The following is a 24,804-nucleotide window of genomic DNA, read 5'->3' as shown; positions in this document are numbered from 1 at the left end:
TGATCTCTGCTCTTTCGGATAGGCGCGCTCCTTGAACTGGATCACCGATTACAAAATCCCTATTGGCCCCGTCGCCAAATCCACCGTCGACTGGCTGACGTCGAGCGGCGAATGGTTTTTCGACAGGCTAGCCTTCGCTCTCTCGCACGTGATCGGCGCATTGCTCTTCATCCTGCAAGCGCCACATCCGCTGATCGTTCTCCTCGCCATCACGGCGATTGCCTATTGGCTCCGTCGCTCGATCGGCGTTGCGGTCTTCACCTTGCTCGGTTTGCTGCTGATCATGAACCAGGGCTACTGGAAGGAGACGACGGAAACGCTGGCGCTCGTTCTCGCCTCCACATTCGTCAGCATGGCGATTGGCATTCCGCTCGGCATTGCCGGGGCAAGACGCGCCTGGGTCTTCTCCATCATGCGTCCCGTGCTCGACCTGATGCAGACGATCCCGACATTCGTCTACCTGATCCCCGCACTCATACTCTTCGGCCTCGGCATGGTGCCAGGCCTGATCGCAACCGTGATCTTTGCCATCCCTGCACCAATCCGTCTGACCCGCCTCGGCATCATCTCGACACCGCCCTCCCTCGTCGAGGCAGCCGAATCGTTTGGCGCAACCCCGACGCAGGTGCTGCGCAAGGTCGAACTGCCCTTCGCGATGCCGCAGATCATGGCCGGCCTCACGCAGACGATCATGCTGTCGCTATCGATGGTGGTCATCGCTGCGCTCGTCGGCGCCGATGGCCTTGGAAAGCCCGTCGTTCGCGCACTGAACACGGTGAATGTCTCCATGGGCTTCCAGGCCGGTCTCTGTATCGTCATCTTGGCGATCATTCTCGACCGCATGTTCCGCACGGCAGGCGAAGGAGACGGCGCATGACCTCGGTCCGCTTCGACAATGTCAGCATCATCTTCGGCGACAAGCCGCAAACGGCCCTCTCTCTCGTCGATCAGGGAAAGACCCGCGACGAGATCGGCGCCGCAACCGGTCTCGTTCTCGGCGTCGCCGATGCCTCGCTCACGATCGAGGAAGGCGAAATCCTCGTGCTTATGGGCCTTTCCGGCTCAGGCAAATCGACGCTGCTGCGCGCCGTCAACGGCCTCGCTCCCGTCGTGCGCGGCAAGGTTTCAGTTTCCTCGGCAACTGGCCCGGTAGATCCCTATGCATGCAGCCCGAAGGCGCTGCGCGATCTGCGGATGCACACCGTCTCCATGGTGTTTCAGCAGTTCGCATTGCTGCCCTGGCGGACGGTTGCGGAGAATGTCGGCTTCGGCCTCGAACTTGCCGGCATGCCGGACGCCGAGCGCAAGAAACGGGTCGAGGAGCAGCTTGAACTCGTCAACCTGACGAAGTGGGCGGACCGCAAGGTCAACGAGCTCTCCGGCGGGATGCAGCAGCGTGTCGGCCTCGCCCGCGCCTTTGCGACCGGCGCACCGATCCTGCTCATGGACGAGCCGTTCTCCGCGCTCGACCCGCTGATCCGCACCCGCCTGCAGGACGAGCTACTCGAATTCCAGCGGCGCTTGAAGAAGACGATCCTCTTCGTCAGCCACGATCTCGACGAGGCCTTCCGCATCGGCAACCGCATCGCCATCATGGAGGGCGGGCGCATCATCCAGTGCGGCACGCCGCAGGATATCGTCAAAAACCCTGCCGATCAGTATGTCGCCGATTTCGTCCAGCACATGAATCCGATCAGCATGCTGACGGCGCAGGATGTGATGCAACCGGGCCTTGGCCATGCGGCGGGGGCGAGCGTCAGCGCCACGGCGCGCGCCCAAACGCCGCTCGTCGATATTCTCGACGCGCTCGCCCGCCAGCCAGGCAGCATCGGGGTCGTCGAGAACGGCGCCATCATCGGCACGATTTCGGCTCAGGATGTCGTTACCGGCCTGACCCAGCACCGGCGCAAAGAACAGGCTTGATCCCGCGGTCTGCTTCCGTCAAGAAAGTGGACATGAAAGATCAGGCCTCCGTACTCAGGGAAACGGACGAAGAAGCGCGCAAGCTCGCGCGCGTTCTTTTGCGTTCCGCCCGCTATGGTGCTCTTGCCGTGCTCGACCCCGCGACCGGCTTTCCGTTTGCGAGCCGCGTTCTGCTCGGCACGGATATCGACGGCGTACCTGTCATCCTCGTTTCGGCGCTGTCGACGCATACTAAGGCGCTGGAGGCCGACCCGCGCGCGTCCCTCTTGACTGGCGAACCCGGCAGCGGCGATCCCCTTGCGCATCCGCGGCTCACCATCCGATGCATTGCCGAACCGGTCGAGCACGGAAACGCTGTTCACCAGCGCATCCGCACCCGTTTCCTCGACCGGCATGCGAAGGCGAAGCTCTATATCGACTTCCCGGACTTCCGCTTCTTCCGTCTCGTTCCGCAGTCGGCAAGCCTCAATGGCGGCTTCGGCCGCGCCTATCTTCTGGAAGGTACCGACCTCATGATTCTCTCGCCCGCGAACGAGGCCGTTGCCGCGCAGGCAGCGCAGACAGTGCGAGATTTAGTAGAGGAGCATGCCGACCTGTCCGAAGCGCTTGCGAAGCTTTTTAAGGCGCCGGGGGATGCGGGATGGCGCATATGTGGAGTGGATTGCGCAGGGTTCGACGCTATTTCCGGTGATTTGCTCAACCGTTGCGAATTTGAGTCACCCATCGAGAATGCGACGGACATTAAGTCACACATATCTAAAATAGCATACTCGCTACGTGAAATTTAGGTATATACAATCTTCCGGACCAGTTGCTACGTTTTGAACGTCCGCCAACCCCGTCTAACGCCCTGTGCCTATACGGATACATAATTCGCTTAGGAAGATTGGAACTATGGAAACCACTAACCTTTCAGACCACTCTAACGTGGCGGCCGCCCTTTTATCAGCGATGGCGAACCCCAAGCGCCTCCTGATCCTCTGCAGTCTCGTCAAAGGCGAGGTTCCTGTCGGCGTCCTTGCGACCCAGGTTGGCCTGAGCCAGTCCGCGCTTTCGCAGCATCTGTCAAAGCTGCGGGCCCAGAAGCTGGTAAAGACCCGCCGTGACGCGCAGACCATTTATTACTCGAGCAATTCGGAACCGGTGATGAAGATCCTGGCAACGCTCGAGGACATTTATGCAGTCCAGGGCCGCAGCAGATCTGCAGCATAAACGCAGACATAATGTTTGCTAAAAAGCCGTGCCGCCAAAGGGATGTTTCCGGAATGGCATGGTGAGCAGTATTTCAGCACGATAATATAACTTTGGCCGGCAAATCTCTCGATTTGCCGGTTTTGTTATTTGCGGGAAAGCTGCGACATTCCATACGCCAATGGCCGGAACGCGCCATCGATGGTGGCGTCCATGGCTTGACGCCCCAAGAAGCGCTGATAATTTGACCGGACAGTAAAAATATGGGCGCAAAGCCCCGGGGACGGCCCCGCGACGGCCAGGAGAACAGCATGTCCAATCGCCTCAACGCACCGAACGATCTTCGCGCCTTCTGGATGCCCTTTACGGCAAACCGGCAATTCAAGAAGGAGCCGCGCATGTTCGTCGGCGCCAAGGACATGTATTACACGACCCATGACGGCCGTCAGGTGCTTGACGGCACCGCCGGTCTCTGGTGCGTGAATGCCGGCCACTGCCGGCCGAAGATCACCGAAGCGATCCGCGAGCAGGCCGGCGAGCTCGATTATGCCCCAGCCTTCCAGCTCGGCCATCCGAAGGCCTTCGAGCTTGCGAACCGCCTCGTCGATATCGCGCCGGAAGGCATGGACCACGTCCTCTACACCAATTCCGGATCGGAGTCGGTGGAGACGGCGCTCAAGGTGGCGCTCGCCTACCATCGGGTGAAGGGCAACGGCTCCCGCTTCCGCCTGATCGGCCGCGAACGCGGCTATCACGGCGTCAATTTCGGCGGCATCTCGGTCGGCGGCATCGTCTCCAACCGCAAGATGTTCGGCACGCTTCTGACCGGCGTCGACCACATGCCGCATACGCATCAGCCGGGCAGGAACACCTTCACCCGCGGCGAGCCGGAACATGGCGGCGACATCGCAACCGAGCTGGAGCGCATCGTCACGCTGCATGACGCCTCCACGATCGCCGCTGTCATCGTCGAGCCGGTCGCAGGTTCCACCGGCGTTCTCATTCCTCCGAAGGGCTACCTGCAGAAGCTCCGCGAAATCTGCACCAAGCACGGCATCCTTTTGATCTTCGACGAAGTCATCACCGGCTTCGGCCGCCTCGGCGCCCCCTTTGCCGCGCAGTACTATGATGTGAAGCCCGATATCATCACCACCGCCAAGGGCCTTACCAACGGCGTCATCCCGATGGGCGCCGTCTTCGTCACCTCCGAGATTCATGACGCCTTCATGAACGGCCCGGAGCACATGATCGAGTTCTTCCACGGCTACACCTATTCGGGCAACCCGATCGCCGCCGCCGCCGCGCTTGCCACCCTCGACACCTACAAGGAAGAAGGCCTGCTCACCCGCGCTGGCGAACTCTCGGATTACTGGGCCGACGCCCTTCACTCGCTGAAGGACTGCCCGAACGTCATCGACATTCGCAACACCGGTCTGATCGGCGCGATCGAACTCGACCCGATCGCCGGCGAACCGACCAAACGCGCCTTCACCGCCTTCCTGAGGGCCTATGAGAACGGCTTGCTGATCCGCACCACAGGCGACATCATCGCCCTTTCCCCGCCGCTCATCATCGAAAAGAGGCACATCGATGAGCTCTTCGGCAAGCTGCGCGGGATTTTGCAAAACAACATTTGAGACCCGCGCAAGCGTCTGTCCCCACCTTAACCTCTCCCCCGCAAGTGGGGAGAGGGTTCGCCGTCCTCCTTTGCGGCAAGCTGTGGCGGCGCACCGCTCTCGGTGATCGCCGAATATGTCAAATCCCAGCGGGAAGCGGCCCAAGGCCGCTCTCGCGTTCCTCCCCGGCCTGAACGCCGGGGTATCCCGCGAGGTTCACGATGAAAAGTCGTGTAACGGCAGATAGCCAGAGCGTTTGGAACCCGGACCGTTGCCAAAGCGCATAGGCCACCTAGCCGCCGTCCCGCCGAGTTAATACGGCGGTGTCGGCTATTGACGGTAGAGCTGCCGTCGTTGGTTTCAGGCATTCGCTCCATGGAACCACATCCATGAGAGGCGGAGATTTTCTCGAAGGCGGCGACCTCGATCGCGTTGCGGGTCGCCGCCCGCACACATTCCCGGCAGGAAAGACGAGTTCATTTCCAGCCGGAGGTTTCCATGCTCAAGTTCATGCTTTTTATCGCCTTGCTCGTCTCATTCACCGCCCAGTCGGCATTCGCCGCGGTCGGGTTCCGCGAGATGACCTTGCCGGACAAACAGGGCCGCCCCATGCATGTCAGCATCTGGTATCCCACGGATACCGACCGGGAGCCGGTGCTGCTCGGCGAAACGCCCGCCTTCAGGGGCCAGCCTGTCGTCAAGGATGCCGAAGCCGGGACCGGCCCTCACCCGCTGGTGCTTCTTTCACACGGCTATGGCGGCAGTTGGCGCAACCCCGCCTGGCTCGCGAGCGAACTTGTCCACAAAGGCTATGTCGTCGCAGCACCCGACCACCCCGGCACTACCGCCTTCGATATGCGGCCACCTGAAGCCGTATTTCTCTGGAAGCGCCCGCGCGATCTCAGCCGCGTTATCGACGCGTTGCTTTCCCGTCGGGAGCTGACCGGCGGCATTGCGAGCGACCGCATCGCTGCCATCGGTCATTCGCTCGGCGGATGGACGGTCATCGAACTTGCCGGCAGTCGCTTCGATGCCAAAGATGTAATGAAGAATTGCGTGACACAGTTCGGCTCTCTCTATTGCAAGATATTCAAGGCGTTGGGTGTCGGGCGGGACGCGGCCTCCAATTTAGCGATGGGTGCCGATCTCAGCGACCGACGGATCCGCGCGGTCGTCACGCTTGACCTCGGCCCAGGACGCGGCCTTACGCCGCAAAGCCTCGCGTCCGTCCGCGTGCCAGCGCTCGTGTTCGGAGCGGCCGAGGATGTCGACAAGGAGACCGCCGCCAAAGCGGATATCGCCGCCACCAACAAGGACTCTGCCTATTTGGCTCAGTATCTGCCTTCTGCCACGACCTCCTATGCTCTCGTCCCCGGCTCCCTGCATTTCAGTTTCATGCAGCCTTGCAAACCGGGAGCGGCAGCGCTGATTGAGGAGGAAGCTCCGGGCGAAAGCATCGTCTGCAAGGATGGTCAGGGCGCCGATCGAAACGCCATTCATCGACAAGTTGCCGATATGATCGTCGCCTTCCTGCAAAGAGCCCTTCCAACGAGATAGGTCGTGAAAACTTAAAAAAATCGCGATCGACGCCTGTTCCATTCCGGATTTGCGAAGACGGGCCTCGCTCTGTTATCTCCTTGCGTAATCGCAGCAAAATTCATAGAAAATTGATCTGTGCCTTCCGAAGCCAAAAGTGGCCGGAAGGCGCGTTGACCGCACCGTAGCCGTCGTCTTTTGGCGCATCCCTTTGGGGTGTTGAACGAACGGGTTTCGTTGTCGCGGCAGTCATCGCGGGCAGAAGCCCCACCCAAGGAGAACGAAAATGAGTCTGAAGACTTTGACTGGCGCGACCCTTGTCGCATCGCTGGCCTTTGCGCCATTTGCCTATGCCGACATCACCATCGGCCTGATCGCACCGCTGACCGGGCCCGTTGCCGCCTATGGCGACCAGGTAAAGAACGGCGCGCAGACCGCCGTTGACGAGATCAACAAGAAAGGCGGCATCCTCGGCCAAAAGGTAGTCCTGAAGACTGCCGACGACGCGGGCGAGCCGAAGCAGGGCGTTTCCGCAGCAAACCAGCTCGTTGGCGAAGGCATCCGCTTCGTCGTCGGTCCCGTCACCTCCGGCGTCGCCATCCCCGCCTCCGACGTGCTTGCCGAAAATGGCATCCTGATGGTGACCCCGACGGCGACAGCACCGGACCTCACCAAGCGCGGCCTCACCAACGTGCTGCGCACCTGCGGCCGCGACGACCAGCAGGCCGAAGTCGCCGGCAAATACGTGCTCAAGAACTTCAAGGACAAGCGCGTCGCCATCGTCAACGACAAGGGCGCTTATGGCAAGGGCCTTGCCGACGCCTTTAAGGCAACGCTCAATGCCGGCGGTGTCACCGAGGTCATCAATGATGCGATCACTCCCGGCGACAAGGATTTCAGCGCGCTCACCACCCGTCTCAAAGCCGAAAATGTCGACGTGATCTACTTCGGCGGCTACCACCCGGAAGGCGGCCTGCTTGCCCGTCAGCTCGCCGACCTTTCCGTCAAGGCAACGATCATCGGCGGTGACGGCCTCTCGAATAGCGAATTCTGGAATATCGGCACGGAAGCTGCTGCAGGCACCGTCTTCACCAACGCATCCGATGCGACGAAGAGCGCTGACTCCAAGGCAGCCTCCGACGCGCTTGCCGCCAAGAACATCCCGGCCGAAGCCTTCACGCTGAATGCTTACGCGGCCGTCGAAGTCCTCAAGGCCGGCATTGAGAAGGCTGGCAGCGCCGAAGACTCCGAAGCTGTTGCCGCCGCCCTCAAGAGCGGCGAACCGATCGCAACCGCGATCGGCAAGCTCACCTATGGCGAAACCGGCGATCTCACCTCGCAGAGTTTTGCGCTCTACAAGTGGGAAGGCGGCAAGATCGTCGCCGCCGAATAAGGCCTGACAGTCGTATCCCATTGACCGGGCGTCTTATCGGCGCCCGGTTTTCATTTGTGGAGCAGCCTCCCTTATAGCGCTTTGTCCGGCACTTCAGTTATAACGGACGGATAGCCAGAAACGAGGATGCCCATGACCACCAAGCTCGAACGCCTCATCGACCAGGGCACAGGCCGCCTGCCGGCCGATATCGTTTTGAAAGGCGGACGTTTCTTCGATCTCGTGACCGGCGAGCTGGTCGAATCCGACATCGCCATCGGCAGCGATCGCATCGTCGGGACCTGCGGCACATATGAGGGAGAAACCGAGATCGTCATCTCCGGCAAGATCGTCGTTCCAGGTTTCATCGACACGCATCTCCACATCGAATCCTCGCTCGTCACGCCGCATGAATTCGACCGCTGCGTTCTGCCCTATGGCGTCACAACCGCCATCTGCGATCCGCACGAGATCGCCAATGTGCTCGGCACCGACGGTATCCAGTTCTTCCTCGATTCGGCGCTCGAAACGATCATGGATATCCGCGTCCAGCTCTCCTCCTGCGTGCCCGCCACACATCTTGAGACATCCGGGGCGGATCTGCCGATCGAGAGGCTCCTGCCCTTCCGCGATCATCCCAAGGTCATCGGCCTTGCGGAATTCATGAATTTCCCAGGCGTGATCCACAAGGACCCGGTCTGCATGGAAAAGCTCGAAGCGTTCCAGGGCAGCCATATCGACGGCCACGCGCCATTGTTGCGCGGGATAAACCTCAACGGCTACCTCGCGGCCGGGATCCGCACCGAGCATGAATGCACGACCGCAGCAGAGGCCCTCGAAAAGATCAGCAAGGGCATGCAGATCCTCGTGCGTGAAGGTTCGGTCTCGAAAGACCTGAGGGCCTTGATGCCGATCATCACCGAGCGTCTATCGCCCTATCTCGCGCTTTGCACCGACGACCGCAATCCGCTCGACATCGCCGAGCAGGGCCATCTCGACTACATGATCCGCACCGCGATCGCGAGCGGTGTCGAGCCGCTTGCGATCTACCGCGCCGCCTCGATCTCCGCCGCCCGCGCCTTCGGATTGATGGATCGCGGCCTCATCGCGCCTGGCTGGCGCGCCGATCTTGCCGTCATCGATAGCCTGGAGCGCTGCAAAGCCGAGATCGTCTTTTCTGCCGGCCGCCGCGTCAGCGATGAACTCTTCGCCACCCGCAAACCGGTCGCGCCAGTGGGTCTCGACAGCGTGAAGGCGCGACCCGTCAACGCCGCTCATTTCGGCGTCCCGGCCACCGAAGGCGAGACGCCGGTCATCGGCGTCACCCCCGGCAAGATCATCACCGAATTTCGCCGGCACCGCCTTCCGGCAAAGGGAAACCAGACGGGCATCGACCTCGAAAACGACATCATCAAGGTCGCCGTCATCGAGCGTCACGGCAAGAACGGCAACCACGCCAACGGCTTCGTCCAGGGCTTTGGCCTAAAGAAAGGAGCGATCGCCTCCACCGTCGGCCATGACAGCCACAACATCTGTGTCGTCGGCGTCAGCGAGGAGGACATGGCGTGCGCGGCCAACCGCCTCGGCGAAATCAAAGGCGGCTTCGTGGTCGTCGAGGACGGCAAGGTGACCGGCGAAATCGCCCTCCCCGTCGCCGGCCTGATGAGCCTCGAGCCTTACGAAAAGGTCCGCGACACTCTCCACCATCTCCGAAAGGCAGCCTACGCGCTCGGCGCAACGCTGGAGGAGCCGTTCCTTCAGCTCGCCTTCCTGCCCCTGCCCGTGATCCCGCACCTGAAGATTTCGGACCGGGGCATGGTGGACGTGGATCGATTTGTGCTGATCGGGTGAAAGGCATTTTGGCAAATGAAAAGCAAACCGCTAACTTTTCATGCGGGAATGACGCGCGGAACACGCCACCGCAGAGTTCTTGAAGGTATAGGAGGCTTGCCGGGAGCGGGTTCGAAGTGGCCGACGGGAGCTTTTCTTTGCTGAAATCGGATCCGAAGCACCCATCTTTGCATTTCAAAAGCCTTGGCTGTTTCTGGTCCGCACGCGTCGGCTCCTCCTGGAGGACCTTGGCTTGCCGAGATGGCGACAGCGTCATCGGTTCACATGCCGATTACGAAAGCCCTTGAAGTGATGCCTGCGACCGCCTGCGTCAAATCCGGCTACAAATCGCGCTTAGCGCTTCAAGCTGGATCGATTCCCTGCCAGCCAATCCGCCAGAGCCCGGCATATCGACGTGCTCGCCAAGCGTCATTCCCGCAGGCAATCTAAACTCCGCCCACTTGCGGGTCAGGTTGAAGACGAAGAGCAGTTTCTCGCCATTTTTCTCGCGCGTGAATGCCAATAGATCCTGATTTGTACCGATGAATTCCATATCGCCGTCAAGCAACGCTGGATGCCGCTTCCGGAATTCCAGCATCTGGCGATAATGAGTGAATACCGAGTTTACGTCCTCTTCCTGCGTATCGACGGAAAGGGCTGCCTGCTCGTAGGGAACAGGCAGCCAGCTTTTCTCTGCCGAGGTAAAGCCTGCATGCGCCTTGCCGGCCTCCCAGGGCATCGGCGTGCGGCATCCGTCGCGGCCCTTGAAGGCGGGCCAGAAGCGGATGCCGTAAGGATCGCGCAGATCCTCGAAGGCAAGTTCCGCTTCAGCAAGTCCCAGCTCTTCGCCCTGATAAAGGCAGATCGAGCCGCGCAGCGCCGCCAGCACGGAAATTGCCAGCTTGGCGATCATCGGCCGCTCCTCCTCGGCTTTTGCAAACCGGCTCACATGGCGCTTGACGTCATGGTTGGAGAAGGCCCAGCACACCCAGCCGTCGACAACCGTCTTTTGAAAGGTCTCGACGCAGTTGCGGATATGCGCGGCCGTGAAATCCGGTCCGAGCAGATCGAAGGTGTAGCACATGTGCAGCTTGTCGCCGCCGCTCGTATAGGCCGCGACGGTCTTCAGCGACCGCGCGCCGTCACCGACCTCGCCGACCGTCGCTCGCGCTTCATATTGATTGAGCAGCGTCCGCAAGCGCTTCAGGAAATCGAGGTTTTCCGGCTGCGTCTTGTCGTGGAGATGGTTCTGCATGCCGTAGGGGTTGCTGTCTGGTGCATCGAGACCGCCGTCGCTCGTATCCGGCTCATGGGGGGGATTGTCGCGAAGCAGCTTGTCGCAGAAGTAATAGTTGACCGTGTCGAGCCGGAAGCCGTCGACTCCGCGGTCGAGCCAGAACTTCACGGTCTTCAGTACCGCATCCTGGACCTCCCTGTTGTGGAAGTTGAGGTCCGGCTGCGAGGTCAGGAAATTGTGCTGGTAATATTGGCGCCGCACGCCATCCCATTCCCAGCCCGGTCCGCCGAAGATCGAAAGCCAGTTGTTCGGCGCCGTGCCGTCGCGCTTCGGGTCGGCCCAGACATACCACTCCGCCTTGGGATTGGTGCGGCTCGAGCGGCTTTCGACAAACCACGGATGCTGGTCGGACGTATGCGAGATCACCTGGTCGATGATGACTTTTAACCCCAGCGAATGGGCGACAGCCATCATCTCGTCGAAATCTTCGAGCGTCCCGAAGATCGGATCGACGTCGCAGTAGTCCGAGACGTCGTAGCCCATGTCAGCCATCGGCGATTTGAAGAAGGGCGAGAGCCAGATCGCATCGACGCCGAGCTTGGCGATATGCGGGAGGCGGCGGGTAATGCCCTTGAGGTCGCCGAGACCGTCGCTGTTCGTATCCTGAAACGACCGTGGATAAACCTGATAGATGACCGCACCCCGCCACCAGTCCGCTGCCTGTATCGCCATTTGCCGGATTCTCCGCGCCATTCGAAATGCGCACAGACTAAAGCCCGGAAGTCAAAAAACAACTGCGCCGATGACCTCTTTTGGGCGGGACGCGCATAGCAAAGAAAACACCGCCTACGGGCTTGTCCACAACTTGAGCAACCCTCTTTCATTGGGGGTTGCAACGCCAAACCTTTGCGATAAGGTGCGCATTGACTTGCACGTAACAGGTCAAAAACCGGGAACAAATGACTAAGAATAGGCAAAAAAGCCTGGAAAGGTGGCCCAATATGACCCATACAACGAAAAAATTTCTAGCCTCAGCAATGCTTGGCACATTGCTGGCTTTCTCGGCCCACGCGGCGACGCTCAATATCCACAATGGCGGCGATCCGGCATCGCTCGATCCGCAAAAGCTCTCCGGCGACTGGGAGAATCGCATTGCCGGCGACATCTTCGAAGGACTCGTGGCCGAAGATGCTAAGCTCAACCCGATTCCGGGCCAGGCCCAAAGCTGGACCGTTTCGGACGACGGCAAAGTCTACACCTTCAAGCTACGCGACGGCATCAAGTGGTCCGACGGCCAGCCGGTAACGGCCGGAGACTTCGTCTTCGCCTTCCAGCGCCTCATGGACCCGAAGAATGCCGCCGACTACGCCTATCTGCAGTTCACCATCAAGAATGCCGAAAAGATCAACAAGGGCGAGATCACCGATTTCAACCAGCTCGGCGTCAAGGCAATCGACGATAAGACGCTCGAGATTACGCTCGAAGCCCCGACGCCGTATTTCATCGGCGCGCTGACTCACTACACCGCATATCCGCTGCCGAAACATGTCGTCGAAGCCAAGGGCGCGGACTGGGTCAAGATCGGCAACATCGTCACCAACGGCCCCTACAAGCCCGTCGAGTGGGTACCTGGCTCGCACGTTACAACCGTCAAGAATGACCAATATTATGGTGTCAAAGATCTGAAGATCGACGGCGCGAAGTTCTTCGTGCTTGAAGACCAGGAAGCCGCGCTGAAGCGCTACCGCGCCGGCGAGTTCGACATCCTTACGGACTTTCCGACGGATCAGTACGAATGGATGAAGAAGAACCTGCCCGGTCAGGCGCACGTGGCGCCGTTTTCCGGCCTCTATTACTACGTGATCAACTCGAGCAAGCCGCCGTTCAGCGACAAGCGCGTCCGCCAGGCTCTTTCCATGGCGATCAATCGCGAGGTCATCGGCCCGCAGATTCTCGGAACGGGTGAATTGCCCGCTTATTCGTGGGTGCCGCCGGGTACGGCCAACTACGGCGAGCCGGCCTACGTATCCTGGAAGGACTTGCCCTACAGCGAGAAGGTCGTCGAAGCGAAGAAACTGCTTACGGAAGCAGGTTTCGGCCCTGACCATCCACTAACGGCACAGCTCAAGTACAACACCAATGACAACCACAAGCGCATCGCCGTGGCAATTGCCGCCATGTGGAAGCCGCTCGGCGTGAACATCGAACTCGTCAACGCCGAGACCAAGGTGCATTATGATCAGCTGAAAAGTGGCGAAGTGGAAATCGGCCGCGCCGGCTGGCTTGCCGATTACAACGATCCGGACAACTTCCTGAACCTGCTCGTTAGCGGCGTTCAGATGAATTATGGCCGCTGGTCCAGCCCTGAATACGACAAGCTGATCAAGGAAGGCAACGCGCAGACGGATCTGGCCAAGCGCGCCGAAATCTTCAAGAAGGCTGAGCAGCTGGCGCTGGACGATTCCGCCGCCTTGCCGATCTACTATTACGTCTCGAAGAACGTCGTCTCGCCGAAGATCGAGGGCTTCGTCGACAACGTGCAGGACATCCACCGTACGCGCTGGCTGTCGATGAAAGAGTAAGGAAAACGGCCCTTCCCGCGGTCTGCGGGTAGGGCCGGTCCACGATCATGATCAAATATGCACTCCGTCGATTGCTGTCGACGATCCCCGTTCTCTGGATCGCCGTCACAGCCTGCTTTTTCGTTTTGCGCCTTGCCCCCGGCGGCCCCTTCGATGGCGAAAGGCCATTGCCGCCGGTCATCATGAAGAACCTTGCGGCCCACTACAATCTGGATAAGCCGCTGATCCAGCAGTATATGATCTATGTCGGCGACCTGCTGAAAGGCGATCTTGGCCCGTCCTTCGCCAGCGAAGATTTCACCGTCGGGCAGCAGATCATGATCGGCCTGCCCTATACCTTCACGATCGGCACCGCCGCCTTCCTGCTCGCCATCCTTGTCGGCGTCACCGTCGGCTGTCTTGGGGCGCTCTACCAGAACAAGACGCCCGACTATATCCTGGGGGCACTCATTCTGATCGGCGTCGTGCTTCCCAACTTCCTGATCGCCCCGATCCTGCAGCTCGTTTTCGGTATCCGTCTCGGATGGCTTCCAGTCGGCGGCTGGGGTGACGGCTCCTTCAAGTTCCTTGTCATGCCGATCGTCGTTCTGGCGCTGCCGCATGCCGGCCGCATATCGCGCATCACCCGCGGCTCGATGATCGAGGTCATGAACCAGAACTTTATCCGGACCGCCAAGGCAAAAGGCATCGGTCCGCGCCTGACGGTCATGCGCCACGCGCTGAAACCCGCCATGATGCCCGTCGTCTCCTATCTCGGACCGGCGGCAAGCTATCTTCTCACCGGCTCGCTGGTTGTCGAGAGCGTCTTCGGACTGCCCGGCATCGGCCGCTATTTCATCACTGCAGCGCTGAACCGCGACTACGGCATGGTTCTCGGAACGGTCATCTTCTACATGGTGCTGATCGTCTTCCTCAACCTTCTCGTCGACATCGCCTATGCGTGGCTCGATCCGAAAGTGAGAAACCGATGATCCTCAACCCCGCAAGACGCGAGCTTCTCGCTGCCGAGTTGCTGCAGGCCGAAGGCCTAGCCCCCGAAGGCCGTTCGCTCACCAAGGATGCGCTTCGGCGCCTGTCACGCAACAAGGCCGCGGTGATCTCCATCGCGGTGCTGGCGCTGCTCGTCCTCCTCGCCTTCCTCGGCCCTTACTTCATTCCCTTCAACTATGAAGATCCGGACTGGGCCGCCTTCCGCACGCCCCCGGACTTTGCAAGCGGGCATTACTTCGGCACCGATCCGAACGGCCGCGATCTTCTGGCCCGCGTGCTTTACGGCACCCGTGTCTCGCTTGCCGTCGCGCTGACGGCAACCGTCGTCTCCGTCGTCATCGGCGTGCTCTACGGCGCCGTCTCCGGCTATATCGGCGGCAGGCTGGATTCGGTCATGATGCGTTTCGTCGATATCATGTATGCCCTCCCCTACATCCTGTTCGTCATCCTGCTGATGGTGATCTTCGGCCGTAACGTCTATCTGCTCTTCGCCGCGATAGGCGCGCTGGAGTGGCTGACCATGGCCCGCATCGTCCGCGGCCAGACGCTGTCGATCAAGCAGCGCGAATTCATCGAGGCTGCACGCGCCTCGGGGCAGAGGCCTTTCAAGATCATCCTCAAGCACGTCATTCCGAACCTGGTCGGCCCGGTGGTCATCTTTGCGGCACTCACCGTTCCCGAAATCATCGCCACGGAGAGTTTCCTTTCCTATCTCGGCTTCGGCGTTCAGGAGCCGCTGACCTCGCTTGGCACGCTGATTGCCGAAGGCACCGATGCAATGGAGAGCATGCCCTGGCTGCTGGTCTTCCCGGCAAGCTTCCTCGTCGCCCTGCTGCTCAGCCTGCTCTTCATCGGCGACGGCCTGCGCGACGCGTTCGACCCGAAGGATCGCTAACGATGACCGACAACCTTCTCGAACTCAAAGACTACTCGATCACCTTCGAAACGCCGGACGGCCAGGTGAAGGCCGTCTCCAACATGAACCTCACGATCAAGCGCGGCGAGCGCATCGCGATCGTCGGCGAGTCCGGCTCCGGCAAAAGCCAGACTTTCCTTGGCATCATGGGATTGCTCGCCAAGAACGGCAAGACCAGCGGCCAGGCGCTACTCGAAGGCAGGGATGTGCTGTCGCTGAAGCCACGTGAACTCGATCAGGTGCGCGGCAAGGACATGGCCATGGTCTTCCAGGATCCCATGACCGCCTTGAATCCGTCTCTCAGGATTTCCCGCCAACTGACGGAACAGCTTGAGGTTCATCGCGGTTTCACGGCGCGCGCAGCCTCTGCCGAAGCGCTCGACATGCTGAAGCGGGTCGGCATCCCCGACCCCACGCGCCGCTTCAACCTTTATCCGCACGAGCTCTCGGGAGGCATGCGCCAGCGCATCGTGATTGCCATGGCACTGCTCACCAAGCCGAAGCTCCTGATTGCCGACGAGCCCACCACCGCGCTCGATGTCACTATCCAGGCGCAGATCCTCGATCTCTTCAACGATCTGACGGCCGAGATGAATACGGCGCTCGCGATGATCACCCACGATCTTGGCGTCGTTGCCGGCCTCGCCGATCGCGTCGCGGTCATGTATGCCGGCCGCATCGTCGAGGAAGCGCCGGTCGATGAGCTCTTTGAAAATCCGGCACATCCCTATACGGCGGCGCTGCACGCAGCGATCCCGCGGCCGGACCAGGACGTCGACCAGCTCGTCGTCATTCCCGGGCGGCCGCCGAACCTGCAGCACCTGCCGAAGGGCTGCAACTTCTCGCCGCGCTGTCCCAAGGTAGAAGACGATTGCATCGATCGTCCGCCGCCGCTCGAAACGCTTTCACCACGCCATTGCGCAGCCTGCTTCCACCCCTTCCCGCGTATCGAGGAGCTTCTCAATCATGGCTGAACGATCGCTGTTGAGGGTCGAGAACCTGACGACCCAGTTCGAACTGCCCTCCAAAGGCTTCTTCAAGCCGCCGGTGATGCTGACGGCCGTCAACAATGTCAGCTTCGACTTGAAGGAGGGCCGCACGCTCGGCATCGTCGGCGAATCTGGCTGCGGAAAGTCCACGCTCGGCCGCTCCATCCTGCGGCTCCTACGCTCGCAGGAGGGCCGCATCCTCTGGCAGGGCCGCAACCTGCTGGACCTGTCGGACGAGGAGATGCGCGCCGCGCGCCGCGACATGCAGATCATCTTCCAGGATCCGATCGCATCGCTCGACCCGCGCATGACGGTCGGCGACATCATCGCCGAGCCGCTGACCGTCTTCGAGCCGAAACTTTCCAAATCGCAGCGCCTCGAACGTGTGCGCGAGATCATGAGTGCTGTCGGCCTCGTGCCGGAAATGATCAACCGCTACCCGCATGAGTTTTCCGGCGGTCAGGCACAGCGCATCGGCATTGCCCGCGCGGTCGTGACAAGGCCGAAGCTCATCATCTGCGACGAGCCGGTATCGGCCCTCGACGTTTCGATCCAGGGGCAGGTCATCACGCTCCTGCGCAAGCTCCGGAAAGAGTTCGGCCTGACGCTGATCTTCATCAGCCACGACCTTTCCGTCGTGCGGCTGATCTCGGACGACGTGCTGGTGCTCTATCTTGGCAAGGTAGTGGAAGCCGGCGATTGCCAGACGGTCTTCGAACATCCTGCGCACCCTTATACGCAGGCACTGTTTTCGGCCGCACCCATCCCCGATCCGAAGCTTGCCCGCCAGCGCACACGCATCCGCCTTCTGGGCGATCCGCCCTCGCCGCTGAACCCGCCGAAGGGCTGCGTCTTCTCGCCCCGCTGCTGGAAGGCGACGGATATCTGCCGGACGGAAATGCCGCCGACCGAGCATGTGCGCCCGGGTCAAACGGCAGCCTGTTACCATATGGACCGGTAAATCGCGTCCGCTCTGGGTCAGCTCGCGCGCAACACGCGCGTTGCCCAGCGCCTGCCCCGGAGCGGAACAATCGCGCTCCGGGGCAGTTCTCCTTACACAAGCATGCGGGTCACAGCAGGGTTCCGAAGGAGGAGAAATTGCTCAAGCTGATATCCAATGCCGGCCTTGTGCTGGCGCTCACACTCGGGGGCGCTGTCGCGCCCGCGTCCTTTGCTCAGGCTCAGGACCTCCAGTTCCGTATCGGCCCGGACGGCGTGCGTATCTACGAACGCGATCGCGATCGCTATGATCGTTATCGCGACGACGACCGCCGGGGCTGCAGCCCGCGCGAGGCACAAATCGCCGCTCGCGATTCCGGCCTTCGCCGGCCTGAGGTCGTCCGTGTGACGAGGCGCAGCGTCACGGTGCAAGGCTGGACCCGTTATGGCCCGGACCGCATCGTCTTCGCCAACCGCCGCGGCTGCCCGGAGATCGGATAGGCAAACGAACGATCTGCGACATGAGCCCGTCGTCACGCCGGCGGGCTTTTTCACCAACTATTTCTGGGTCGGCGCCTGCACTTGCCTCCAAACGTCTCTGCGCGTAATCAGCAGACGCGGAGATTTTTCGGGAGGCAGTTTTGAACGGACGGTTCTTATCGATCGGTGAGTGCATGGTGGAGCTTTCGCAGGCAGGCGGCGGCCTGCTAAGAAAGGGTTTCGCCGGCGATACGTTGAACACCGCCTGGTACGCTCGCGCCTGCATGCAGCCCGCCTGGAGCGTCGATTATTTCACCGCGCTTGGCGATGACGCCATGTCGGACGAGATGATCGCCTTCTTCGAAGAAGCAGGCATCGGCACGAAGCTCATCAGGCGCATCAGGGGCAAAGCGCCCGGCCTTTACATGATCAACCTCAGGAACGGCGAACGCTCCTTCAGCTACTGGCGCGACAACTCCGCCGCCAGGCAGCTTGCCGCCGATCCCGACCGATTGCGCGAAGCGATCGAAGGCTCGGACGTCGTCTATTTTTCGGGCATCACGCTCGCCATTCTACCGCGCGAAGACGCCGACACGCTGCTTGCCGAAACCCGCCGCGCCAAGGCCGCGGGAAAATTCGTGGTCTTCGATCCGAACATCCGCCCGCGCCTGTGGGCGAGCTATGACGTCATGCATACGACGATCAGCGAAGGCGCCCGCTCCTCTTCCCTCGTCATGCCGAGCTTCGACGACGAGGCCTTGCATTTCGGCGACGACTCTATCGAAGCCACCATCCATCGCTACCGTGCCCTCGGCGCACCGAACGTGCTGATCAAGAACGGCGCCGACGGCGCGACGCTGAACTTCGCCGGCCAGCAGAACTTCGTGCCGGCCGAAACGGTCAACGAGGTCGTCGATACCACCAGCGCCGGCGACAGCTTCAACGGCGCGTTCCTCGCCAAATATCTCGAGACGAAGGATGCGGTCGCCAGCGCCTGTGTCGCAGTGAAGGTTGCCGCGCGTGTCGTCAGCGAGCACGGTGCACTCGTGGCGAAGGATAAGCTCGGGCTCTGAGCCTCGATCGGCGGCCTGTAATAAATCCATCACAGAGAAGCCTCAAAATAAGCACGCGGGAATCACGTTCCTTACGCCCGCTTGGGGTTGTGCCGCAGCCGTCCGATATGGCGTGGCGTGGATGGAAAACGGGACATGCTGCAACATCCGTCGAATAACTATCGCGGCGAGAGCTGGGCCGATACCGCGCCTGGAAGCTTGCCCGAGAGGCTGGTGATCGTCACCGACGCCTGGCATCCGCAGGTCAACGGCGTTGTCCGCTCGATCGAGAATACCAACCGCGAACTCGCGAAACTGGGGGTCGCAGTGTCCATGGTGACGCCCGAGCGCTTCAGTAGCTTCCCCTGCCCGACCTATCCGGAGATTCGCCTTTCGATCGCCAATTACCGCCGGGTCGCCCGCGAGATCGAAAAGCACAAGCCGTCCTATGTGCATATCGCCACCGAAGGCCCGCTCGGGCTGACGGCGCGGCGCTGGTGCCTGAGGAACCGCATGCCGTTTTCCACCAGCTACCACACGCGCTTCCCGGAATATGTCTCGGCCCGTCTGCCCATCCCGAAGCGCTGGCTCTACGCCTTCGTGAAGTGGTTCCACAATTCCGGCGCCGGCTGCATGGTGGCAACGCCGAGCCTTGCCCGCGAGCTATCGGAAAAAGGCATCCGCAACCTGATGCCCTGGAGCCGCGGCATCGACGCCGCGCAGTTCCGCCCGATGGAACTGGAAGAAAAGCCTTTCGGCCTGCATCGCCCCATCTACATGACGGTTGGACGGGTGGCGTTGGAAAAGAACCTGCCCGCCTTCCTCGATCTCGACCTGCCCGGCTCCAAAGTCGTGGTCGGCGACGGCCCTGCCCGCACCGAGCTGGAAAAGCGCTATCCAGACGTGCTCTTTACCGGCCTGAAATTCGGCGAGGAGCTTGCCAGGATCTATGCACAGGCCGATGTATTCGTCTTCCCGTCGCTGACCGATACCTTCGGCAACACGATCCTGGAAGCGCTCGCCTGCGGCGTTCCCGTTGCCGCTTTTCCCGTCACCGGCCCGCTCGACATCATCGGCGAGGATGGCGAGGTCGGCGCACTGGACGCAGACCTGCAGGCGGCCTGCCTCGGCGCATTGTCCGCCTCACGCGAGAAGGCACGGGATCTTGCCCTGCAATATTCCTGGGAAGCGGCAACGCAGCAGTTCATCAACAATATCCGCGCCGCCAACGGCGTCATTACGCCGAAATGGAAGAAGGCCTGGCAATATGCCAAGACCTTGCCCAAAAGCAGAAAGGCCGGCGATGCCGCCGACCCGATGAAATCCGGAACCTGATTTTTTACTTGTGCAGGGCGCTGCGCAGCGTGTCGTTGGCAAGCGTGATGGCGCTGCGGACGGCCGGGGTTTCGCTGATGGCGTTCAAGAGCACGAAGTCGTGGATCGTGCCGTTATAGCGGACCGAGGTGACCTTCACGCCGGCCTGCGACAGCTTGCGGCCATAGGCCTCGCCTTCGTCGCGCAGCACGTCGTTCTCATCGGTGATGACGAGTGCCGGCGGCAGGCCGTTCAGCTGTTCCAGCGAAGCGTTGAGCGGCGTTGCCGTCGGCTCCTTACGCTTGGCTTCGTCCGGCAGATATGCGTTCCAGAACCACTTCATCGCTTCCTTCGTGAGCCACGGGCCGTTGGCGAATTGATTGTATGAGCGGGTCTCAAAGTTGGCGTCGGTGACCGGGTAGAACAGTACCTGCTGATTAATGGCTGGGCCGCCGCGCGCCTTGGCAAGCAGGGTGACGGCCGCTGTCATGTTGCCGCCGACGCTGTCACCGGCAACGGCAAGGCGGCTCGCATCGACCTTGAACTCCTTGGCATGCTCTACGACATACTTCGTTGCGGCATAGGCCTGCTCGATGGCGATCGGATAGCGCGCCTCGGGTGAACGCTCGTAGTCGACGAAAACGACCGCAGCGTTGGCGCCATTGGCAATCTCACGGACGAGGCGGTTATGCGTATCGGCATCGCCCAGCACCCAGCCGCCGCCGTGGAAATACATGACGACCGGCAGCGCAGCCTTGGCATTTTCAGGGCGGACGATCCGGAGCTTGATGCTGCCCGTCGGGCCGGCCTTGATCGTCTTGTTTTCTTGATGGACTGCGGGCTTCTTCACCTCGCCCTTCTGCGCGCCGACGAGAATATTGCGGGCCTCAGCCGGAGAGAAGGTGTAGATCGGCTTGCTGCCGGCAAGTGCATCGATGAATTTCTGCGTGGCCGGTTCCAGCACGGGATCGGCAGCGGCGCCAAGGGCGGAGGCGGCCAGGATCGTTGCTGCGGAAAGTGCGGTCTTGATGGTCGACATCGTCTTGTCCTCTCAGTTTGCTGTTCGTTGCGAACGGTCTTTGTATCGCGCACGATTGATTATTGCACAATTAAAAATGACGCATAGCTGCCATGCTCTAAAATCGCTTGCTATTATTTATCGCGCGATTTAAATTGATGTTTTTCCGGAGAAATGCCATGCAGGAGCAACCAAAACTCGACAATTTCATCTGCTTCGCGATGTATACGGCAAGCCACGCGATGAACCGCGTCTACAAGCCGTTGCTCGACGCGCTCGGCCTCACCTATCCGCAATATCTGGTGATGGTCTCGCTCTGGCAGGAAGACGGCCAGACCGTCGGCGGCCTTGGCGAAAAGCTCTTCCTGGAATCGAGCACGCTTACCCCTTTGCTGAAGCGCCTCGAAGCCGCCGGTTATATCCGCCGCGAGCGCAGTAAGGAAGACGAACGCGTCGTCGTCATCCGCCTGAGCGGCGAAGGCATCGGACTGCAAGAAAAGGCCTGCGCGATACCCAACTGCATCGCCGGCGCTACCGGCCGGGACGCCGCCGGCCTCGCGCGCCTGCAGGCCGAGATCGTGGCGTTACGCGAGGCGTTGAATAGGAGTGTGGCGGCCTGAGAAGGGCGAATGTTAGCTTTGAGTGACAGCCACCGACTTCGCCTTCCGGCTTAAACGGCCATACCAAAAACGTCGACGACTCTCTCAGAACCAGACATCAGCGACGGTGCGCAACGCCATAGCGGCGGCAGACGGCGCAATCGCAAATCGTGGCACCGATATCTGTGCTCGAAACTTTGAGCGCGCAGCGCCCCAATGACAGGAGCCACGCGTAATCTGAGGTGCCATGTGTGTCGGCAGTCGGCAGTGCCATGATTGCCCTTTCACTTTTGTTCGTCCCAGCATGTTTTGCAGAGCAAAAAACGATGACTTTGCCGGTCGGTGGATCATGATCGCCTGCCCAGCAAATCAGGCCCCTGCCCGAAAACGCTGCCGATGACGCAAAAAGCCGCCTCGATGAGCATCGTGATTGGACTTCCGCGCCCGCTGGAGTCAATCTTATTTCAGGGCAAAAGTGTAAGGGGGCGGAGCAGCCATCGTCTGAATCGGAGGCTAAAATGAAACATCAAGCACTTGACCAACTGCGGACCGTCGCAAACGTCAACCCGGATCAGCCGCGCCGGCCGATGTCGCGCAGCGAGCGCCTGCAGCGCTGGGCAGAGATCCTCGAGCAGTTCCCGAACCGGCATCTCTCGACACTGCACCAGACAGAATATCAGCCGGAAGCAGGGCGCGACATCATGCGCGCCGACAATTCGCCGATCTCCGTCGCGTTCAAGGATCCTGTGCTGCGTGCAGCCGGGATGGAAAACGACACCTATGGCGAAGCAAAGCGGTTTTTCGAGTTGACCGACAGGGAGTTGCATAAGGTCATCTGCTACTGCCACTTCGGCGCTACGGTAAACGCTGCAACCGCTGCCCGGCAAATCCGCTCTTTCTACGCTGAAGGAAAGCGCGGCATGCTCCATCGGCTGCGCGCGGCGTTCCTCGACTAGGAGCGCCAAGGTTCCGTAGGGTCATTGCTGGAGCGGCCCGGTAGGCAGCTCCAGCTTTTCCGCGCGCCGTGCGGCGCGCATTTCCGAACAGGAGCGAAAGGCGGCTATCGCTTCTTCTTCGACTCGTACGGATTGTCCGGCGAGCGGTAATGGATGCGGATCGGCACGCTCGGCATGTCAAAATCCTCGCGCAAACCATTGATGAGATAGCGCGTATAGGATTCCGGCAGCGCATCGGAACGCGTGCAGGAAATCATGAAGGCCGGCGGGCGGGCCTTTACCTGCGTCATGTATTTCAGCTTGATGCGGCGGCCGGAAACGGCCGGCGGCGGGTGCTGCACCTGCTGCTGCTCCAGCCAGCGGTTGAGCCGCGCCGTCGAAATGCGCTTGTTCCACACCTTGTCGGTATCGATGATCGACTGCATGAGCTTGTCGAGCCCGCGGCCGGTCTGGCCGGAAATCGGAACGGCGCGGATGCCGCGTGCCTGCGGCAGCAGGCGATCGGTCTTTTCGCGCAGGTCGGCGAGGACCGCTTGCGGATCCTCGATCATGTCCCACTTGTTGAAGGCGAGAACGGCCGCACGGCCTTCGCGCAGTACCAGGTCGACGATGTGCAGATCCTGTTTCTCGAAGGGGATCGTCGCGTCGAAGACGACGACAACAAGTTCGGCAAAACGGATCGCGCGCAGCGCATCGGCAACCGAAAGCTTCTCCAGCTTTTCGATCACCCTCGCCTTGCGGCGCATGCCGGCGGTGTCGAACATCTTGATCGTGCGGCCGCGCCAATCCCACTCGACGGAGATGGAATCGCGCGTGATGCCAGCTTCCGGCCCGGTCAGCAGCCGGTCTTCGCCGAGGAAGCGGTTGATGAGCGTCGACTTGCCGGCATTCGGCCGACCAACGATTGCAACGCGTAGCGGCTTGGTATCGTCGTAGGCGGGCTCTTCGTCCTCTTCCCCCTCCACTTCGGACCGCGCAACGTCCACGTCGGTAACGGCGACGTCTTCCTTAGGCGGATAGGCGCGCTCCTTGCCGAGCGCGGCGACGATCGCATCGCGCAGGTCGAGCATGCCCTGCCCGTGTTCGGCCGAGATCGGCGTCGGTTCGCCGAGACCGAGCGTGTAGGCGTCGTAAAAACCGCTGTCGGAGCCCTTCGCTTCGGCCTTGTTGGCAACAAGCACCACCGGCTTGCCGCGACGGCGCAGCATTTCGGCCAGGGCGGTATCGACCGGCGTCAGACCGGTCTTGGCATCGACGACGAACAGCGATAGATCGGCCTCGTCGATTGCCGCTTCCGTCTGGGCGCGCATGCGGCCGAGCAGGCTTTCGGCATCGGCCTCTTCGAGACCGGCGGTGTCGACGATCGTGAACTTAAGATCGATCAGCCGCGCATCGCCCGGCCGGCGGTCGCGGGTAACGCCCGGCGTATCGTCGACGAGCGCCAGCTTCTTCCCAACCAGGCGGTTGAAAAGCGTCGACTTGCCGACATTCGGGCGACCGACGATCGCGACCGTAAAGCTCATTAGAGATCCTTAGATTCAGCCCTGCGCGGCGGGCGCCTTGCCGGATGCGGTGATATTATCAAGCATGATCTGGGCGCGGTTTGCAATGTTGCGCGGGCTTGCGGCATCGTCGGCGATCGCCTGATACCACTGGCGGGCCTGCGCCAGGTTGCCGGCCTTGTATGCGGCAAGGCCCAGCGCTTCGCGGGCCGAGTGGCGGAAGGCGTTCGCCGGAATGGCCATTTCTTCGACGGCGGCGGAAACCTGCTCGTAAGTGCCGCTTTCGATCAGCAGCCAGCCGGCGCGCATCCTGGCGGCATCGCGGACGGCTTCCGGAACGGACTGGTCCTTGCCGATCGCTTCGAAGGTGGCGATGGCCGCGGCATTGTCGCCCTTCTGCGCCTGAACCGAGGCTGCACGCATGCGGGCGAGAACCGGATAGGCGCCGTGGCCTTCCTTTTCGAGCGTGGCGAGCGCGGCAAGTGCCTCGTCGCTCTTGTTCTCGTCGGCAAGCTTCATCGCCGCCAGGAACTGGTCGCCGGTGCCGGACGAGCGGTTGTCGTCCCAGTAGTCAAAGGCAACTTTGCCAGCCGTACCGACCACGATCAGAACGGCGATGGCGATGACATAGCGGCCGAAACGGCGCCAGGCGCCCTTCATCTGGTCGGAACGAAGTTCCTCGTTGACTTCACGGATGAAGCTGTCGTCGTTGAATGCCATTCTCGTCTCCGGCACGGATAAGCCCATTGCATGCGTTGCCGC

At 61.2% G+C, this 24,804-nt stretch carries 22 protein-coding genes; 18 read left to right on the top strand and 4 right to left on the bottom strand.

What is annotated here, in order from left to right; translation table 11 throughout:
* Positions 1–31: 31 nt before the first annotated feature.
* The 8 genes from choW to ade all read left to right on the top strand — a co-directional run bounded on the left by choW (position 32) and on the right by ade (position 9,489).
* Positions 32–877, top strand: a complete 846-nt coding sequence (gene choW / locus ACZ9DP_RS20680; RefSeq protein ID WP_022714157.1) for a choline ABC transporter permease subunit — start codon at positions 32–34, stop codon at positions 875–877.
* The gene (gene choV / locus ACZ9DP_RS20675; RefSeq protein WP_074069087.1) at positions 874–1,923 is read left to right on the top strand and encodes a choline ABC transporter ATP-binding protein; all 1,050 of its coding nucleotides are present in this window, start codon (positions 874–876) and stop codon (positions 1,921–1,923) included. The genes choW and choV overlap by 4 nt, the downstream gene beginning before the upstream one ends.
* A gap of 32 nt (positions 1,924–1,955) precedes the next feature.
* Positions 1,956–2,711 carry a HugZ family pyridoxamine 5'-phosphate oxidase gene (locus ACZ9DP_RS20670; RefSeq protein ID WP_194727614.1) on the top strand — a complete coding sequence of 252 codons (756 nt, stop codon included), beginning with the start codon at positions 1,956–1,958 and terminating at the stop codon, positions 2,709–2,711.
* A 106-nt stretch (positions 2,712–2,817) separates the two neighbouring features.
* Complete coding sequence (locus tag ACZ9DP_RS20665; RefSeq protein ID WP_074069088.1) at positions 2,818–3,135, top strand: ArsR/SmtB family transcription factor; 318 nt, start codon at positions 2,818–2,820, stop codon at positions 3,133–3,135.
* 290 nt (positions 3,136–3,425) lie between these two features.
* Positions 3,426–4,751, top strand: coding sequence for an omega-aminotransferase AptA (aptA, locus tag ACZ9DP_RS20660; protein WP_476203432.1), 1,326 nt, complete (start codon positions 3,426–3,428; stop codon positions 4,749–4,751).
* A 477-nt stretch (positions 4,752–5,228) separates the two neighbouring features.
* Positions 5,229–6,287, top strand: coding sequence for an alpha/beta hydrolase family protein (locus ACZ9DP_RS20655; RefSeq protein ID WP_476203431.1), 1,059 nt, complete (start codon positions 5,229–5,231; stop codon positions 6,285–6,287).
* Between the two features lie 265 nt (positions 6,288–6,552).
* Positions 6,553–7,659, top strand: coding sequence for a branched-chain amino acid ABC transporter substrate-binding protein (locus ACZ9DP_RS20650; RefSeq protein WP_092585054.1), 1,107 nt, complete (start codon positions 6,553–6,555; stop codon positions 7,657–7,659).
* A 132-nt stretch (positions 7,660–7,791) separates the two neighbouring features.
* A complete protein-coding gene (gene ade, locus ACZ9DP_RS20645; RefSeq protein ID WP_476203430.1) occupies positions 7,792–9,489 on the top strand; it encodes an adenine deaminase in 1,698 nt (565 codons plus the stop codon).
* Positions 9,490–9,799: 310 nt separating this feature from the next.
* Here the strand turns inward: ade and bglA are convergent, their stop codons facing one another.
* Positions 9,800–11,437: a beta-galactosidase BglA gene (gene bglA / locus ACZ9DP_RS20640; protein ID WP_476203429.1), complete on the bottom strand. Its 1,638-nt coding sequence runs from the start codon at positions 11,435–11,437 to the stop codon at positions 9,800–9,802.
* Positions 11,438–11,706: 269 nt separating this feature from the next.
* Between bglA and ACZ9DP_RS20635 the strand changes: the two genes are divergently transcribed.
* The 8 genes from ACZ9DP_RS20635 to ACZ9DP_RS20600 all read left to right on the top strand — a co-directional run bounded on the left by ACZ9DP_RS20635 (position 11,707) and on the right by ACZ9DP_RS20600 (position 19,988).
* Entirely contained in the window at positions 11,707–13,287 is a 1,581-nt protein-coding gene (locus tag ACZ9DP_RS20635; protein WP_074069094.1) for a peptide ABC transporter substrate-binding protein, read from the top strand.
* Between the two features lie 47 nt (positions 13,288–13,334).
* Complete coding sequence (locus ACZ9DP_RS20630) at positions 13,335–14,258, top strand: ABC transporter permease subunit (RefSeq protein ID WP_022714146.1); 924 nt, start codon at positions 13,335–13,337, stop codon at positions 14,256–14,258.
* Complete coding sequence (locus tag ACZ9DP_RS20625; protein WP_194727620.1) at positions 14,255–15,172, top strand: ABC transporter permease subunit; 918 nt, start codon at positions 14,255–14,257, stop codon at positions 15,170–15,172. The genes ACZ9DP_RS20630 and ACZ9DP_RS20625 overlap by 4 nt, the downstream gene beginning before the upstream one ends.
* 2 nt (positions 15,173–15,174) lie before the next feature.
* Positions 15,175–16,167 carry an ABC transporter ATP-binding protein gene (locus tag ACZ9DP_RS20620; protein WP_074069096.1) on the top strand — a complete coding sequence of 331 codons (993 nt, stop codon included), beginning with the start codon at positions 15,175–15,177 and terminating at the stop codon, positions 16,165–16,167.
* Positions 16,160–17,143: an ABC transporter ATP-binding protein gene (locus tag ACZ9DP_RS20615; RefSeq protein ID WP_476203428.1), complete on the top strand. Its 984-nt coding sequence runs from the start codon at positions 16,160–16,162 to the stop codon at positions 17,141–17,143. Before ACZ9DP_RS20620 ends, ACZ9DP_RS20615 begins: the two co-directional genes overlap by 8 nt.
* Before the next feature lie 137 nt (positions 17,144–17,280).
* Entirely contained in the window at positions 17,281–17,622 is a 342-nt protein-coding gene (locus tag ACZ9DP_RS20610; protein WP_476203427.1) for a hypothetical protein, read from the top strand.
* Positions 17,623–17,762: 140 nt separating this feature from the next.
* Positions 17,763–18,674 carry a sugar kinase gene (locus tag ACZ9DP_RS20605; RefSeq protein ID WP_476203426.1) on the top strand — a complete coding sequence of 304 codons (912 nt, stop codon included), beginning with the start codon at positions 17,763–17,765 and terminating at the stop codon, positions 18,672–18,674.
* 135 nt (positions 18,675–18,809) lie between these two features.
* Positions 18,810–19,988 (top strand): glycosyltransferase family 4 protein, encoded by a 1,179-nt coding sequence (locus tag ACZ9DP_RS20600; protein WP_476203425.1) that lies wholly within the window; start codon positions 18,810–18,812, stop codon positions 19,986–19,988.
* 4 nt (positions 19,989–19,992) lie between these two features.
* Here the strand turns inward: ACZ9DP_RS20600 and ACZ9DP_RS20595 are convergent, their stop codons facing one another.
* Positions 19,993–21,006 (bottom strand): alpha/beta hydrolase, encoded by a 1,014-nt coding sequence (locus tag ACZ9DP_RS20595; protein ID WP_476203424.1) that lies wholly within the window; start codon positions 21,004–21,006, stop codon positions 19,993–19,995.
* Between the two features lie 158 nt (positions 21,007–21,164).
* On the opposite strand from ACZ9DP_RS20595, the gene ACZ9DP_RS20590 reads away from it, so the two are divergent.
* Entirely contained in the window at positions 21,165–21,605 is a 441-nt protein-coding gene (locus tag ACZ9DP_RS20590) for a MarR family winged helix-turn-helix transcriptional regulator (RefSeq protein WP_239597988.1), read from the top strand.
* 497 nt (positions 21,606–22,102) lie between these two features.
* Positions 22,103–22,540 (top strand): hypothetical protein, encoded by a 438-nt coding sequence (locus tag ACZ9DP_RS20585; protein ID WP_074061913.1) that lies wholly within the window; start codon positions 22,103–22,105, stop codon positions 22,538–22,540.
* 104 nt (positions 22,541–22,644) lie between these two features.
* On the opposite strand, the gene der is transcribed toward ACZ9DP_RS20585, so the two are convergent.
* Both der and ACZ9DP_RS20575 read right to left on the bottom strand, forming a co-directional pair.
* Positions 22,645–24,063, bottom strand: a complete 1,419-nt coding sequence (der, locus tag ACZ9DP_RS20580) for a ribosome biogenesis GTPase Der (protein ID WP_039845538.1) — start codon at positions 24,061–24,063, stop codon at positions 22,645–22,647.
* A 15-nt stretch (positions 24,064–24,078) separates the two neighbouring features.
* Positions 24,079–24,762 (bottom strand): tetratricopeptide repeat protein, encoded by a 684-nt coding sequence (locus ACZ9DP_RS20575; protein WP_476203423.1) that lies wholly within the window; start codon positions 24,760–24,762, stop codon positions 24,079–24,081.
* Positions 24,763–24,804 lie beyond the last annotated feature (42 nt).

The sequence above is a fragment of the Rhizobium sp. USDA 4016 genome (genome assembly GCF_056279705.1).
This window is presented reverse-complemented; position numbering and strand designations above follow the sequence as displayed.

Coding starts and splice junctions, on each gene's coding strand:
- ACZ9DP_RS20635 (WP_074069094.1), top strand. CDS start 11,707: ATGACCCATACAACGAAAAAATTTCTAGCCTCAGCAATGCTTGGCACA.
- ACZ9DP_RS20600 (WP_476203425.1), top strand. CDS start 18,810: ATGCTGCAACATCCGTCGAATAACTATCGCGGCGAGAGCTGGGCCGAT.
- ACZ9DP_RS20625 (WP_194727620.1), top strand. CDS start 14,255: ATGATCCTCAACCCCGCAAGACGCGAGCTTCTCGCTGCCGAGTTGCTG.
- ACZ9DP_RS20590 (WP_239597988.1), top strand. CDS start 21,165: ATGCAGGAGCAACCAAAACTCGACAATTTCATCTGCTTCGCGATGTAT.
- ACZ9DP_RS20595 (WP_476203424.1), bottom strand. CDS start 21,006: ATGTCGACCATCAAGACCGCACTTTCCGCAGCAACGATCCTGGCCGCC.
- ACZ9DP_RS20620 (WP_074069096.1), top strand. CDS start 15,175: ATGACCGACAACCTTCTCGAACTCAAAGACTACTCGATCACCTTCGAA.
- choV (WP_074069087.1), top strand. CDS start 874: ATGACCTCGGTCCGCTTCGACAATGTCAGCATCATCTTCGGCGACAAG.
- aptA (WP_476203432.1), top strand. CDS start 3,426: ATGTCCAATCGCCTCAACGCACCGAACGATCTTCGCGCCTTCTGGATG.
- ACZ9DP_RS20575 (WP_476203423.1), bottom strand. CDS start 24,762: ATGGCATTCAACGACGACAGCTTCATCCGTGAAGTCAACGAGGAACTT.
- ACZ9DP_RS20655 (WP_476203431.1), top strand. CDS start 5,229: ATGCTCAAGTTCATGCTTTTTATCGCCTTGCTCGTCTCATTCACCGCC.
- ACZ9DP_RS20670 (WP_194727614.1), top strand. CDS start 1,956: ATGAAAGATCAGGCCTCCGTACTCAGGGAAACGGACGAAGAAGCGCGC.
- ACZ9DP_RS20665 (WP_074069088.1), top strand. CDS start 2,818: ATGGAAACCACTAACCTTTCAGACCACTCTAACGTGGCGGCCGCCCTT.
- ACZ9DP_RS20585 (WP_074061913.1), top strand. CDS start 22,103: ATGAAACATCAAGCACTTGACCAACTGCGGACCGTCGCAAACGTCAAC.
- bglA (WP_476203429.1), bottom strand. CDS start 11,437: ATGGCGATACAGGCAGCGGACTGGTGGCGGGGTGCGGTCATCTATCAG.
- ACZ9DP_RS20615 (WP_476203428.1), top strand. CDS start 16,160: ATGGCTGAACGATCGCTGTTGAGGGTCGAGAACCTGACGACCCAGTTC.
- der (WP_039845538.1), bottom strand. CDS start 24,063: ATGAGCTTTACGGTCGCGATCGTCGGTCGCCCGAATGTCGGCAAGTCG.
- ACZ9DP_RS20630 (WP_022714146.1), top strand. CDS start 13,335: ATGATCAAATATGCACTCCGTCGATTGCTGTCGACGATCCCCGTTCTC.
- ACZ9DP_RS20650 (WP_092585054.1), top strand. CDS start 6,553: ATGAGTCTGAAGACTTTGACTGGCGCGACCCTTGTCGCATCGCTGGCC.
- ade (WP_476203430.1), top strand. CDS start 7,792: ATGACCACCAAGCTCGAACGCCTCATCGACCAGGGCACAGGCCGCCTG.